General features: G+C 70.9%; 12 protein-coding genes and 1 pseudogene. 9 read left to right on the top strand and 4 right to left on the bottom strand.

Annotated features, from left to right (window positions below; genetic code table 11):
* Nucleotides 1-171: 171 nt before the first annotated feature.
* Nucleotides 172-2,568 carry a penicillin-binding protein gene (locus tag ABD259_RS23115; protein WP_344107394.1) on the bottom strand — a complete coding sequence of 799 codons (2,397 nt, stop codon included), beginning with the start codon at nucleotides 2,566-2,568 and terminating at the stop codon, nucleotides 172-174.
* A gap of 463 nt (nucleotides 2,569-3,031) precedes the next feature.
* Between ABD259_RS23115 and ABD259_RS23110 the strand changes: the two are divergent.
* Nucleotides 3,032-3,313 (top strand): annotated as a pseudogene (locus ABD259_RS23110) (WhiB family transcriptional regulator); the annotation flags it as partial.
* 143 nt (nucleotides 3,314-3,456) lie between these two features.
* Here ABD259_RS23110 and bagB read toward each other — a convergent pair.
* Nucleotides 3,457-4,623: an ATPase BagB gene (gene bagB, locus ABD259_RS23105; protein WP_344107467.1), complete on the bottom strand. Its 1,167-nt coding sequence runs from the start codon at nucleotides 4,621-4,623 to the stop codon at nucleotides 3,457-3,459.
* Nucleotides 4,624-4,697: 74 nt separating this feature from the next.
* A complete protein-coding gene (gene bagA, locus ABD259_RS23100) occupies nucleotides 4,698-5,726 on the bottom strand; it encodes an ATPase BagA (protein WP_344107399.1) in 1,029 nt (342 codons plus the stop codon).
* Between the two features lie 71 nt (nucleotides 5,727-5,797).
* On the opposite strand from bagA, the gene ABD259_RS23095 reads away from it, so the two are divergent.
* The 4 genes from ABD259_RS23095 (at nucleotide 5,798) to ABD259_RS23080 (ending at nucleotide 8,388) form a co-directional block, all read left to right on the top strand.
* Nucleotides 5,798-5,971, top strand: coding sequence for a DUF4177 domain-containing protein (locus tag ABD259_RS23095; protein WP_017621623.1), 174 nt, complete (start codon nucleotides 5,798-5,800; stop codon nucleotides 5,969-5,971).
* Nucleotides 5,971-6,432 carry a RidA family protein gene (locus tag ABD259_RS23090; RefSeq protein ID WP_344165260.1) on the top strand — a complete coding sequence of 154 codons (462 nt, stop codon included), beginning with the start codon at nucleotides 5,971-5,973 and terminating at the stop codon, nucleotides 6,430-6,432. Before ABD259_RS23095 ends, ABD259_RS23090 begins: the two co-directional genes overlap by 1 nt.
* Before the next feature lie 233 nt (nucleotides 6,433-6,665).
* Nucleotides 6,666-7,514, top strand: coding sequence for an NUDIX hydrolase (locus ABD259_RS23085; RefSeq protein ID WP_344107404.1), 849 nt, complete (start codon nucleotides 6,666-6,668; stop codon nucleotides 7,512-7,514).
* Between the two features lie 64 nt (nucleotides 7,515-7,578).
* The gene (locus tag ABD259_RS23080) at nucleotides 7,579-8,388 is read left to right on the top strand and encodes an MBL fold metallo-hydrolase (RefSeq protein ID WP_344107406.1); all 810 of its coding nucleotides are present in this window, start codon (nucleotides 7,579-7,581) and stop codon (nucleotides 8,386-8,388) included.
* A gap of 108 nt (nucleotides 8,389-8,496) precedes the next feature.
* Here the strand turns inward: ABD259_RS23080 and ABD259_RS23075 are convergent, their stop codons facing one another.
* The gene (locus tag ABD259_RS23075; RefSeq protein WP_344107408.1) at nucleotides 8,497-9,183 is read right to left on the bottom strand and encodes a Crp/Fnr family transcriptional regulator; all 687 of its coding nucleotides are present in this window, start codon (nucleotides 9,181-9,183) and stop codon (nucleotides 8,497-8,499) included.
* A 279-nt stretch (nucleotides 9,184-9,462) separates the two neighbouring features.
* Between ABD259_RS23075 and nth the strand changes: the two genes are divergently transcribed.
* From nth to ABD259_RS23055, 4 genes are all read left to right on the top strand, one after another.
* Entirely contained in the window at nucleotides 9,463-10,224 is a 762-nt protein-coding gene (gene nth, locus ABD259_RS23070; protein ID WP_344107410.1) for an endonuclease III, read from the top strand.
* Nucleotides 10,221-10,904, top strand: a complete 684-nt coding sequence (locus ABD259_RS23065; RefSeq protein WP_344107413.1) for an NUDIX hydrolase — start codon at nucleotides 10,221-10,223, stop codon at nucleotides 10,902-10,904. Before nth ends, ABD259_RS23065 begins: the two co-directional genes overlap by 4 nt.
* Nucleotides 10,905-10,920: 16 nt before the next feature.
* Nucleotides 10,921-12,099: a MarP family serine protease gene (locus ABD259_RS23060; RefSeq protein ID WP_344107469.1), complete on the top strand. Its 1,179-nt coding sequence runs from the start codon at nucleotides 10,921-10,923 to the stop codon at nucleotides 12,097-12,099.
* Nucleotides 12,100-12,327: 228 nt separating this feature from the next.
* On the top strand, nucleotides 12,328-12,810 hold the full coding sequence (locus ABD259_RS23055) for an ASCH domain-containing protein (RefSeq protein ID WP_344107415.1): 483 nt from the start codon (nucleotides 12,328-12,330) through the stop codon (nucleotides 12,808-12,810).
* Nucleotides 12,811-12,905 lie beyond the last annotated feature (95 nt).

Raw genomic sequence — 12,905 nt, 5'->3', positions numbered from 1 at the left:
GACAGTCGCGGAGAAAGGTCGGTGCCGCGATCAGGGGCCGACCCCGTGAGGCGGAGCGAGGATGCCGGCCCCGGCCGCCCGCCGCTCCGCCGGGCCGACCTGTGCCACGGATACGCAAGGGCGGGGTGGATCCGTCGGCACGGAGCCACCCCGCCCTTGCGCGCTGGTTCGCTAGGTGCCCTCGCGGCCCATCGCGGGGGCCATCACCGGACCGGTCCCCGGCGGCCAGGCACGGCCCTCCGGGACGGTCGTGGCCCGGTCGGAGCCCGCGCCATTGCTGAGGAACACGTTGACCGTCGCACCCTGCGGAAGCGACGTGCCCGGGTCCGGGTTGACCGCGGCGACGGTGTCCTCCGGGTGGGAAGAGCGGATCCGCGTGTCGGAGACGTTGACCTCGAAGCCCGCGTCTTCCAGGGCCCGCACGGCCGCGTTCTCCCGCTGCCCCAGAACGTTGGGCACGCCTCCGTCGTCAGCGGTGTTGCTCGTGGCGGTGGTCCCGGGGCCGTCGTCATCGGACGAGTCCTCCGACTTCGAGCCGTACTTCTTCGGCGCCGGCGGGAACTTCTCCTTCGGAAGGTCCTCGGTGGCGCCGCGCATGGTCTCCTGCCAGATCGGGCCGGGGATCGTGGCCCCGTAGACCACGCCGTAGGTGCGGTCGCCGAGCGTGACGTTGCGCAGCGGGTAGTTCTGCGGACCGCGCGGGTCGCCGACGAACACGGAGCCGGCCAGGTTCGGCGTGTAGCCCGCGAACCACGCGGCGGCTGAGCCGTCCGTGGTCCCCGTCTTCGCCGCCGCGGGTCGGCCGATCTCCAGGCCCGTGGTGGTCCCGCCCTTGAACGTCTGCTGGAGCAGGTAGCTCACGCCGTTGGCGACGTCCTCGTCGATGACCCGCTCGCAGTCCTTCTCGATCTCGATCGTCTTCCCGGACTGCTGGTCCTCGATCTTGGTGATCGCCTGCGGCTTGCAGTAGACGCCGCCGGAGGCGAACGTGGCGTAGGCGTTGGCCATGGTGAGCGGCGAGACTTCCTCACTGCCCAGGGTGAAGGAGTTGTTCGCCTGGGTCCGCGGGTTGTCGAACGACTCGCCGTCGGCTCGGTGTACGCCCAGCTTCTCCGCCATCTTGATGACGTTGCACAGCCCGACACTCTTCTGCAGCTGGGCGAAGTAGGTGTTCACCGAGCCCTTGGTGCCGGTGATCATGTTGTTGCTCGTGCCGCCCTTGGTGTCGCCGGCGTTCTTCACCGGCCAGGGCATGAGCCGCCCACCGTCGCAGTTCCGCTGCCCGGTGACGGTGGTGCTGTTGCCGGAACTGAAGGAGGTGCTGAACTTCTTGCCCTGGTCGAGCGCCGCGGCCAGGGTGAACGGCTTGAAGGTCGATCCGGCCTGGAAGCCGCTGCTGCCGCCCCGGTTCTTGTCGGTGGTGAAGTTGATCGACGTCTCGCCGAGCTTGGACTCGTCGGGGCCGTAGTTCCGGCTCTGCGCCATCCCGCGGATCTCGCCGCTGCCCGGCTCGACCAGGACCTCCGCGGCGACCTTGCGCGCCTCGTTCTTGCGGGGCACCCACTTGTCGACGGCCTTCTGCGCCGCCTCCTGCATGTCGACGTCGAGCGTCGTGTGGATCTTCAGACCGGCCGTCCGCAGCCAGCGGGCGCGCTCGGTCTCGTTCTTGCCGAACTTCTCGCTCTTCTCGATCTCCTGGACGACGTAGTCGCAGAAGTAGGGCTGCTTACTGGGCATGCACCCGTTGCTGGGCGTCCTGACGTCCAGCTCCAGGTCCTTCGCCTTGGCCTCTTTCCCCTCTGCCTCGGTGATTTCCCCCGTCTCCACCATGCGGTCGAGCACGACGTTGCGGCGGTTCTTGGCGTCCTCGGGATTGAGCCGGAGGTTGTAGAGGTAGGGGTAGCGCACCGCTCCCGCGAGCGCGGCGGCCTGTTCCAGCTTCAGTTCATCGGCGCTGACGCCGAAGTAGTGCTGGGCGGCCGACTCCACGCCGTAGGCGCCGTCGCCGAAGTAGGCGATGTTCAGGTAGCCCTCAAGGATCTCGTCCTTGCTGACGCGCTGCTCCAAGGCGACGGCGTAGCGCAGCTCGCGAACCTTGCGGGAGATCGAGGTCTCGGTGGCCTCCTCCTGCTCGGCCTGCGACGTGGCGCTCTCCACCAGCACATTCTTGACGTACTGCTGTGTCAGGGAGGACCCGCCCTGGGTGCTGCCGCTGAGCGTGCGCAGCGCGGCGCGGAAGGTTCCGACGAGGTCGATCCCGCCGTGCTCGTAGAAGTGGGAGTCCTCGATGGCGATGATCGCCTTCTGCATGACCGGGGCCATGTCGTCGAGCTCGACCAGCTCCCGGTTCTGGTCGTAGATCTCCGCGATGGTCTCCCCGTTTCGGTCATAGATGACCGACCGTTGCGGCGGGGGCGGTGTCTCCAGTTCCCCCGGCATGTTGAGGAAGCCGGTGGCAACGTTGCGCGCGGTGATGCCGAGCCCACCGACCGCGGGTAACGCGAGCGCCGCGACGAGCACACCGGCGATGGCCCCGACGCCTACAAGCTGACCGATTTTCTGCAGCAATGTCCCCTGACCCACCCCATCAGACTATGTGCGGTCGGCGTCACGCCGTACGCGGGCGGGAAAAGCGGAGGGGGCCATCCGCGGCAATCGCGCTCACCCACCCGAATCATCCAGCGCCACACCAATCGTCGCATAGAAGACGCCTGGCGAGGAGCAGCGGTTGACAGACAATCCATCACCCCGCGTGCCGAAACTCGGGGCCACTCCGAGGGTCGGGATGACACGAGCGGGCTATATCGGAAATGGGCCCAAAGGGGCCTGTCGTTTCCGGCTGCTGATCCGTAGTTTCGACCACAGCGGTGAGGAGGGACACACCGGGCCGAAATTCGGCGGCCCGTGCGGCACCGGCCCTGTCGGTCCCCGCGAGCGGTACCATCCGCCGATCTCCCTCCCCCGCCGAGCCGACGACCGCGCCCGTCGGCCACACCATGGAACACACGTTGATCTTGGGAGTGGGGCCCAGATGTGGATCACGGACTGGAGCACACGCGCCATATGCCGGGAGACCGATCCTGACGCGCTGTTCGTCCAAGGAGCAGCCCAGAACCGGGCCAAGCTCATCTGCCGGGGCTGCCCGGTGCGCGCCGAGTGCCTGGCCGACGCGCTGGACAACCGGATCGAGTTCGGAGTCTGGGGCGGGATGACCGAGCGCGAGCGGCGGGCGCTGCTCCGCCGCCGCCCCGACGTCACCTCGTGGCGCTCTCTGCTGGAATCGGCGCGCGACGAGTACGAGCGTGACGGCACCTCCGGCTCCCCCGCTTCCCGCACCTCCTCGGCGGCCGATGGCTTCACCGCGTCGTTGAAGCGGCGGCAGGGCGGCGCCAGCGTGCCGAAGAGCAGGGAGCGGGGCGGAGCGCTGACGCGCTGACCCTCCCGCGCCCCCGCGCGTCACCCCCGGCGTCCCGCCTTCGGACGGTCCCCTGTATCCGCCAGTGCCGCACCGACCTCGCGCAGCCCGTCGAGGTCGTGCACGTCTTCTGGACGCGCCGGCACCTCGGTGAGGGGGACCGTCGGGTGGGCCGCGATGAGGTGTCCCCGGAGCCGCTCCTCCCGGTCCCGCAGCCGTGCCCGTTCGGCGTGCAGCCGCAGCGCCGCCGCCGCGAGCTGATGGTCGCCGGCGTCCACCAGCGTCTCGACCGCCGCCGACGCGCGCGCCGCCGACAGGCTCCGCACCACGGTGCGGTGGGTCCGGTTGATGATCACCCCCGCCAGCGGCATGCGGTCCCGCACGAGACGTTCGATGAAGTACGACGCCTCGCGCAGCGCGTCGCTCTCGGGCGTGGCCACCACGATGAACGCGGTCCCGGGGGCCTGCAGCAGCCGGTAGGTCTCCTCGGCGCGCTCCTGGAACCCGCCGAACACGGCGTCGAAGGCGGTGACGAAGGTCTGCACGTCCTTCAGCACCTGCGCGCCGACGATCTTGCTGATGACGCCGGTGACCATCCCGAACCCCGCCCCGAGCAGCCGGAACGCGCCGGTCTTCGCCGGTGCGCTGAGGAACTTGATCAGTCGCCCATCAAGGAACCGGCCCAGCCGCTCGGGCGCGTCGAGGAAGTCCAGCGCCGAACGGCTGGGCGGCGTGTCGACGATGATCAGGTCCCAGTCGCCCGACTGGCGCAGCTGCCCCAGCTTCTCCATGGCCATGTACTCCTGCGTCCCGGAGAAGCTGGAGGACAGCGATTGGTAGAAGGGGTTGGCCAGGATCTGCCGGGCCCGCTCGGGGTCGGCGTGCGCCTCGACGATCTCGTCGAACGTGCGCTTCATATCCAGCATCATCGCGTGCAGCGTGCCGGGAGGAGCGGTCCCGTCCGCGCGGGGCGGCAGCGGGACGCGCCGCGGGACGTTGTCCAGCTCGGTGAGGCCCATGGACTGGGCCAGCCGCCGGGCCGGATCGACCGTGATGACGACGGCGTCGCGCCCGTGCTCCGCCGCCCGCAGGCCGAGTGCGGCCGCCGTGGTCGTCTTGCCGACTCCGCCGGAGCCGCAGCAGACGACGATCCGGGTGCGCCGGTCGGTCAGCAGCGCGTCGACGTCGAAGGGCGGCGCCTCATGCATGTCCATCCCTCATCTCCGTCCCTCGCCTTCACTCCCCGCGTCGCTCCCCGCCCGGTCCGCCTTCGACGACGTGTTCACGCCGCCCCCTGCTCCCGCAGCCGCTCGGCCAGGGCGTACAGCCCGGCGAGGTCGATGCCGTCGTTGAGGAAGGGAAGCTCGTAGCGCGGCTGCTCCAGCCGCGTGAGCCGCTCCCGGATCTCGGCCTCCACCTTGATCCGGAGCGCGTGGTCGGTGATCTCGGCGGCCAGTTCGCGCGCCATCTGCTCGGGCTGGTCCATCCGGGCGGCCTTCAATCCGCGGGCCAGCGACTCGACGTCGAGGTCCCCGGCCTCGGCCGCCGCGAGCGAGGCCGGGTCGAACAGCGGGTCGCGCACCATGTTGACCATGATCGCCCCCACGTTGAGCCCGACCTCGCGGATCTCGGCGGCGCCGTCGACGGCCTCCTGCGTCGGCATCTCCTCCAGCAGGGTCACGAAGTGCACCATCGTCCCCGGCGAGCGCATCGTCTCCATGACCTTGTCGGCGTGGTTGCGGATGGGGCCGACCCGTGCCAGCCCGGCCACCTCGGCGTTGACGTTGAGGAACTGGGCGATCCTGCCGGTGGGCGGCGCGTCCATCACCACGGCGTCGTACACGAACGGCTCCGGCGGGCTCTCGCGGCCGCCCCCGCGTCTGCGGTCGGCGCCGACCCGGCGGCGGACCGCCTCGGTGGCCTTGCCGGTGAGCAGGACGTCGCGCATCCCGGGCGCGATGGTGGCGGCGAAGTCCACCGCGCCGAACCGGCTGAGGGCCTGGCCGGCGCGACGCAGGCCGTAGAACATCTCCAGGTAGTCGAGGAGGGCGGCCTCGGCGTCGACGGCGAGCGCGTAGACATCACCGCCCCGCGGCGCGACGGCGACCTTCCGCTCCTCGTACGGCAGTGGCGGGCAGTCGAAGAGCTGGGCGATGCCCTGGCGGCCTTCGACCTCGACCAGCAGCACCTTTCGGCCTCCGGAGGCCAGCGCCAGGGCCAGGGCGGCGGCCAGGGTCGTCTTGCCGGTTCCGCCCTTTCCGGTCACGACATGCAGCCGGACGCCATCCCAGTCCCGATCGCGTGCGCTCATCCCTGGGAGTTTATGTCGGCGGCGGCGGGCGCGCCGATCATCACCGGCCCGGGGTGAGTAAGGTGGCGCCCATGACGAAGTGGGAATACGCGACGGTTCCGCTGCTGTCGCACGCGACGAAGCAGATCCTGGACAACTGGGGCGAGGACGGCTGGGAGCTGGTGGCCGTCATCCCGGCGCCCGCTGTGGACGCCGACCCGCGCAACCAGCAGCTGGTGGCCTATATGAAGCGGGAGAAGGCCTGATGGCGACTCCAGAGGAGCGCATCGAGAAACTCGGGCTGGCCCTGCCCGAGGTGGTCAAGCCGCTGGCCTCCTACACCCCGGCGGTGCGCACCGGCGACCATGTCTACATCTCCGGCCAGGTGCCGTTGGTGCGCGGGGAACCCGCGGGCACCGGAAAGGTGGGCGCCGAGGTTACCCCGGAGCGCGCGAAGGAGCTCGCGGGCGTCTGCGCGTTGAACGCGCTCGCCGCGGTCAAGGCGGAGGTCGGTGACCTGTCGAAGGTCAGGCGCGTGGTCAAGCTGGTCGGGTTCGTGGCCAGCGACCCGTCCTTCACCGGCCAGCCCCAGGTCATCAATGGGGCCAGTGAGCTCATCGGCGAGGTCTTCGGCGACGCCGGCGTGCACGCCCGCAGCGCGGTCGGTGTCGCGGTGCTGCCGATGGACGTCCCGGTCGAGGTCGAGCTGATCGTCGAGGTCGCCTGAGGCGCCACGACGCCGATTGCCGACCCGCGCCGGTCTCGGGAAGAGCGCACGCGAGATGATGGTGACGAAGTGCGTGTTTCTGCCCGGGACCGGCCGTTGCCGTCGCAGCGGAAAGGTCGGTGTCCCCGGTACCCGGCGGTCCCGCCGGGGACCGCCGCGTCCGGAGACGCGCGAACGGGCCGCCCCGAGCTGTCCGCCGTGATGGCTGTTCACCGCGCCCCAGGAGGACGACCATGACGACCGAGCACTCGCGGATCCGCGACATACTCAGCGGGCGGATCGCCCCGGTGGAGCCCCGCCCCTCGGCGACGGTCATGCTGCTGCGCGAGGATCCCTCCCCAGCGTCCGGGAGCCCTGGGAAGCGCGGTGATCTCCAGGTCTACCTGCTGCGGCGGGCCTCCTCTATGCCGTTTGCCCCCGGTGCCTACGCGTTTCCCGGCGGCGGGGTGGACGAGCGCGACGCCGACCACGAGGTGGGCTGGGCCGGTCCCGCGCCGCGCCTGTGGGCCGAGCGGCTCGGCGCCACGGAACCGCTGGCGCGGGCGCTGGTCTGCGCGGCGGTACGGGAGACCTTCGAGGAGTCCGGCGTGCTGCTGGCGGGCACGTCGGCGGACGACGTCGTCGCCGACACCCGGGACGAGGGCTGGGAGGCCGACCGCCAGGCCCTCATCGACCGGTCACTGCCGTTCGCCGAGTTCCTCGACAAGCGGCGGCTGGTCTTGCGCTCTGACCTGCTGCGGGCATGGTCGCAGTGGATCACCCCGAAGGTGGAGTCCCGCCGCTACGACACCCGCTTCTTCGCCGCTGCGCTGCCCGAGGGGCAGCAGACCAGGGACGTCGGCGGCGAGGCCGATCGCGTCGCGTGGATGCGTCCGGCCGACGCCGTGGCCGGGTGGGAGCGCGGCGAGCTGCCCATGCTGCCGCCCACCGTCTCCACCTGCAAGGACCTGGCCGCCTGCGGCACGCTCGCGGGGGTGATGGCGGCCGAACGGGGAGAGATCCGGCCGATCGAACCCGAGCTGCGTGAAATCGAGGGGCGGTTCCGCCTGGTCGTGCCCGACGGTGTCGACTATCCGCTATGACGATCCCCCGTCACCGGGCCGCGGCGTTCCGGTCCGGTGGCCTCCCAGCGAGAGACGAGGTGCGATGAGGATCGACGGCTCTGGCACACTGCGCGCGAGCTGCGTACTGTGCCCTAACCCCGGACCCATGACGCTGGACGGGACCAACACCTGGCTGCTGCGCGAACCCGGCGCCCGCGGCGTGGTCGTGGTCGACCCCGGGCCCCACGACGAGCGGCACCTGGAGCGCGTGGCGCGCACCGTCCAGGAGCAGGGGGCGCAGGTCACCGTCACCCTGCTGACCCACCACCACACCGACCACACCGACGGCGCCCGCTACTTCGCCGAGCTCACCGGGGCGCCGGTGCGGGCCGTGGACCCCGCGCTGTGCATTGGCGGGGAGGCCCTGGCCGACGGCGAGACGATCAGCGTCGACCGCCTGGAGCTGCACGTGCTGGCGACACCCGGACACACCGCCGACTCGGTGTCCTTCCACGTTCCGGCCGACGGCGTCATCCTCACCGGTGACACGGTGCTGGGCCGCGGCAGCACGGTGCTCGACGATAACGGCGGCCTGGCCTCCTACATGGAGTCGCTCTACCGGCTGCGCGACCTGGCGCGCCGGACCGACATCCGGGCACTGCTCCCCGGCCACGGCCCCATCTGCACCGAGGCGCTCGACAAACTGGAGGAGTATGTCGGGCACCGTGAGGAGCGGCTGGCCCAGGTCACGGCGGCGGTGCGGGCCGGCGGGCGGACACCGCGGGAGATCGTCGCGCGGGTCTACACCGACATCGAGCCGTCGCTGATCCCGGCAGCGGAGCTGTCGGTCCGGGCCCAGCTGCGCTACCTGGCCAAGCGCGGTGACATTCCCCAGGAGATCGGGGACGTCTGATCCGCCGGCCGCCCCCGGAGAGCACCGGAGGCGGCACGGACGCGGGGACGGCCCAACACACGACGAGCCCGGCACTCGGCCGGGCTCGGATCGTGGTTGGGGAGATGCTCAGCGCGCGCGGCGACGCATCCGCTCCATGTCCAGCAGCACGACGGCCTTCGCCTCGATCCGCAGCCAGCCGCGCAGGGCGAACTCGGCGAGCGCCTTGTTGACGGTCTCCCGCGACGCACCCACGAGCTGCGCCAGTTCCTCCTGGGTGAGGTCGTGGTGCACGTGCAGGCCGTCCTCGCCCTCCTTGCCGAACCGGTCGGCGAGGTCGAGCAGGGCCTTGGCCACGCGCCCCGGCACATCGGTGAACACCAGGTCCGACATGGCGTCGTTGGTCCGGCGCAGCCGGTTCGCCAGGGCCTTGAGCAGTTCCACGGACACCTGGGGCTGCCCGGCGATGAAGGGCCGCAGGTCGTCGTGGCCCAGCCCGGCGAGCACCGCGTCGGTCACGGCGACGGCACTGGCCGTCCGCGGGCGCGGGTCGAACAGCGAGAGCTCGCCGAACATCTCGCCCGGGCCGAGCACGCTCAGCAGGTTCTCTCGGCCGTCGACGGCGGTGCGGGTCAGCTTGACCTTTCCGCTGAGGATCACGTAGAGACGGTCGCCTTCATCCCCTTCGGAGAAGAGCGTCTGCCCCCGGCCGAGGCGAACCTCGCTGACCGAGGCGCGCAGCGCCGCGGCGCCCTCCTCGTCAAGTGCTTCGAAAAGAGGCGCCTTCCGCAGCACCTCATTGGTCTCGTCCACCACGTCCTCCTTGCAACCTGACCGTCAACAGTGTGACGTATATCGCACCCCAGTGTGAAACCAGGTGGTTACCTCGGCTTGTCGCCTGGGTGACAACCCGCCACAGCCGACGTCGGCATTTCCGATCTTAGATGCATTAGCGCCCCGGACAGTGCTGACCCCGCCGATCTCCTGATATTGCCGACATAATCTCCGTCACCGAGGCCGGGCGACGCGTCATGATCATCGGCTTCTTGCGTTCCCCGGCCCGCCGAACGGTCCTGGGGTACGTAGGCTTTGGGTGTGTCCGGTGACCCTTCCACTATCCCTACGCCAGCCGAGTCGGCCAAAGCTCCCGCAACTCCCACGGGCGAAACGCGGCTCGCGCTGGTGCGTCGTGCCCGCCGCATCAGCCGGGAGCTGGCCCGGCTGTACCCGGACGCGCACTGTGAACTCGACTTCACCAATCCGCTCGAACTACTGGTCGCCACGATCTTGTCCGCGCAGTGCACCGACAAGCGGGTGAACGCGGTCACTCCGACGCTGTTCGCGCGGTACCCGACCGCGGCCGACTACGCGGCCGCTGACCGGGAGGAACTAGAGGGGATCATTCGCTCCACGGGCTTCTACCGAGCCAAGGCGAACAGCATTATCAGCCTGGGACAGCAGCTGTGCGAACGGCACGGCGGCGAAGTCCCCGGGACACTGAATGCCCTGGTGAGACTACCCGGTGTTGGGAGGAAAACGGCAAACGTCGTCCTCGGCAACGCTTTCGGCGTCCCCGGACTCACCGTGGACACCCACTTCGGACGGCTGGCCCGCCGGTTCGGCTGGACGAACGCGACCGACCCCGTCAAGGTCGAGCACGAGGTCGGCGCGCTCTTCGACCCCAAGGACTGGACCATGCTGTCCCACCGGCTCATCTGGCACGGCCGCCGCGTCTGCCACGCCCGCCGCCCGGCGTGCGGAGCGTGTGAGCTGGCGCGGCTGTGCCCCTCCTTCGGCGAGGGGCCGACGGACGAGGACACCGCGCGCAAGCTCGTCCGGAACGGCCCGTTCTCATGACCGCGGAGCGGAGCCGGGAACGCGCGGCCGCCGCCCCGGCGTGGCTGGAGCGACTGGCCGACGCCGCGCGGCGCATGCCGGTTCCGACCGTGATGCGCCCGCCCGCGGCCGGCGGGCGCGCCTCGGCCGTCCTCATCCTTTTCGCGGAGGGCGACAGCGGCCCCGATGTTCTGCTGATCCAGCGGAGCGGCGGATTGCGGCGGCACTCCGGGCAGCCGGCCTTCCCCGGCGGCAGAATCGAACCCACCGACGACGGCCCGGAGGAGGCCGCGCTGCGGGAGGCGGTGGAGGAGACCGCCCTGGACCCGGACGGGATCGAGACGCTGGCCCTGCTGCCCGAGCTCTACATCGAACGCAGCGGCTTCAGGGTCGCGCCGGTCCTGGCGTGGTGGCACACACCCTCGGCGGTGCGTCCGGCCGATGCCGGGGAGGTGGCGGGTGTCGCCCGGGTCCCCGTGGCGGAGCTCGCCGATCCCGCGAACCGGCGACGTGTGCGCCATCCTGATGGGACCATCGGCCCGGCGTTCCGCGTCCGCGGCATGCTGGTGTGGGGGTTCACCGCCGGGCTCCTGTACCGCCTGCTTGTGCTGGGAGGCTGGGAGTCCCCGATGCCGAACCACGGCAGCGGGGCGATCGTGCCCATAAGTGACCTGGTACGGCCGGACGGCGGAACGGCGTGACGTGATGGAGGGCATCGTGCTGGATGTGGCGCTGGTCGTCCTGGTGCTGCTCTTCGCGGTCTCGGGGTACCGGCAGGGGTTCATCGTCGGGATCCTGAGCTTCGCCGGGTTCATCGGCGGCGGCGTGCTCGCCGCCCTCGGCGCCCCGTCGCTGATCCAGTCGTTCGTGGTCGAGCCGGGCCGCCAGGCACTGCTGGCGATCGCCGTGGTGTTCCTGTCCGCGGCCATGGGCCAGTTCCTCGCCTCCTACCTCGGCACGATCGTGCGCAACCGCGTCACCTGGGACTCCGCGCGTGTTCTGGACGCCATGGGCGGGGCTCTGGTCAGCACCGTGTCGGTGCTGCTCGTGGCCTGGCTGGTGGGCAGTGCCGTGGCCAACTCCGCGATTCCGGTCCTCAACAACGAGGTGCAGCGCTCGCGCGTGCTCCAGGCCGTGGACCAGGTCATGCCCGACACGGCCTACATGTGGTTCTCCACCTTCCGCAAGATCGTCGACCAGAGCGCCTTCCCGCAGGTCTTCAGCGGTCTGGGCTCGGGCGAGCCCGCCGAGGTGGACCCGCCCGACCCCACCGTCCTCAACACCGAGGAGCTGCGCGACGCCAGCAAGAGTGTCGTCAAGGTGCTGGGTACGGCGCCGTCGTGCCAGCGGCGGGTCGAGGGCAGCGGCTTCGCCTACGCCGAGGACCGGGTTATGACCAACGCGCACGTCGTCGCGGGAGTCACCCAGGATCTGCGCGTGGTCACGCGCTCCGGCCGACAGGTCCCCGCCACGATCGTGCTGTACGACCCGCAGCAGGACATCGCGGTGCTCGACGCGCCCGGAATAGGGCTCGAACCGCTGGACTTCGAGCCGGAGGCGGAGAAGGGCAACGACGCGGTCGTCGCCGGGTTCCCGCGCAACAACGGGTTCACCGCCGTTCCCGCGCGGATCCGTGCACGGCAGACCGCGCAGGGACCGGACTTCTACCACTCCCAGCAGGTCAGCAGGGAGATCTACCAGGTGCGCGCGGTGGTGCGGCCGGGCAACTCCGGCGGACCGCTGCTCTCGCCCGAGGGCACGGTGTACGGCGTCGTGTTCGCCGCCGCGACCAACGAGGGCGAGACCGGCTACGTGCTCACCGCCGACGAGGTCGCGGAGAACGCGCGGACCGGGGCCACCGCGACGCAGCCGGTGTCGCCGCAGCAGTGCGACTGAGAGCGTCCGCGGGCGTGCGGAACCTTCGGCGGACCTATTCGACCCGCGACGACCCCGGAGCACCGCGGAGGAGGCGTGCGGGCACCGCGAGGGGGAGCGGGGGAGACCGCGCGTGGTGTGTGAGCGAGGTCTCCCGCGCCCCCCGACGCCGGACTCCGCAAGGATTCCGGTGTGACCCACCTCGCGGGGGCGCCGCGGGGCTCCGGCAGGGCGGCTTAGGGTTGCCGCATGTCGTTCGCCAGCACCATGCGCTTCGCGCTCGCCTCGCTGCCCAAGGCCGAGTTCGGTTTTCCCGGCCCGATGCGCGACAGGCTCGTCGCCGCGGTCCTGGACGGTCGCAAGACCGCCACGACCGCGCTCCTCGCCGCCTACGAAGGGGCGGGGGAGCAGCCACCGCAGACGGGTGACCAGGCGCTGCTGGTCGACTCCGCGGGCCGTACGGTGGCCGTCATCGAGACGACCGACATGCGCGTGGTGCCGCTCCGGGATGTGGACGAGGCGCACGTCGCGGCCGAGGGGGAGGGCCACGGCTCGGTGGCCGAGTGGCGCGCGGAGCACGAAGAGTTCTGGCACAGCGCGCGGATGCGCGCGGAGCTGCGGGACCCCGGCTTCACCGTGGACGACGCCACTCAGGTCGTCCTGGAGCGCTTCCGCGTCCAGGCGGTGCTCCGGAGCAGGGACGGGCGCGCGGAAGCCCACAGCGGGCGCTGAGCGCCCCGGAGTGGCCGGGCAGCGCCGAGGGACCGGCTGGGCGGGGTGTCGCGCGGGCGCGATACGGCCAGCGACGAAGCACAGCGGGCGTCCAC

This window comes from Nocardiopsis rhodophaea (genome assembly GCF_039530945.1).
GTDB lineage: Bacteria > Actinomycetota > Actinomycetes > Streptosporangiales > Streptosporangiaceae > Nocardiopsis_C > Nocardiopsis_C rhodophaea.
The sequence above is the reverse complement of the archived record's forward strand: the minus strand, read 5'-3'. Positions and strand labels throughout refer to the sequence as shown.

Coding starts and splice junctions, on each gene's coding strand:
- ABD259_RS23090 (WP_344165260.1), top strand. CDS start 5,971: ATGGCGACTCCAGAGGAGCGCATCGAGAAACTCGGGCTGGCCCTGCCC.
- ABD259_RS23095 (WP_017621623.1), top strand. CDS start 5,798: ATGACGAAGTGGGAATACGCGACGGTTCCGCTGCTGTCGCACGCGACG.
- bagB (WP_344107467.1), bottom strand. CDS start 4,623: ATGCATGAGGCGCCGCCCTTCGACGTCGACGCGCTGCTGACCGACCGG.
- ABD259_RS23065 (WP_344107413.1), top strand. CDS start 10,221: ATGACCGCGGAGCGGAGCCGGGAACGCGCGGCCGCCGCCCCGGCGTGG.
- bagA (WP_344107399.1), bottom strand. CDS start 5,726: ATGAGCGCACGCGATCGGGACTGGGATGGCGTCCGGCTGCATGTCGTG.
- ABD259_RS23085 (WP_344107404.1), top strand. CDS start 6,666: ATGACGACCGAGCACTCGCGGATCCGCGACATACTCAGCGGGCGGATC.
- ABD259_RS23055 (WP_344107415.1), top strand. CDS start 12,328: ATGTCGTTCGCCAGCACCATGCGCTTCGCGCTCGCCTCGCTGCCCAAG.
- ABD259_RS23080 (WP_344107406.1), top strand. CDS start 7,579: ATGAGGATCGACGGCTCTGGCACACTGCGCGCGAGCTGCGTACTGTGC.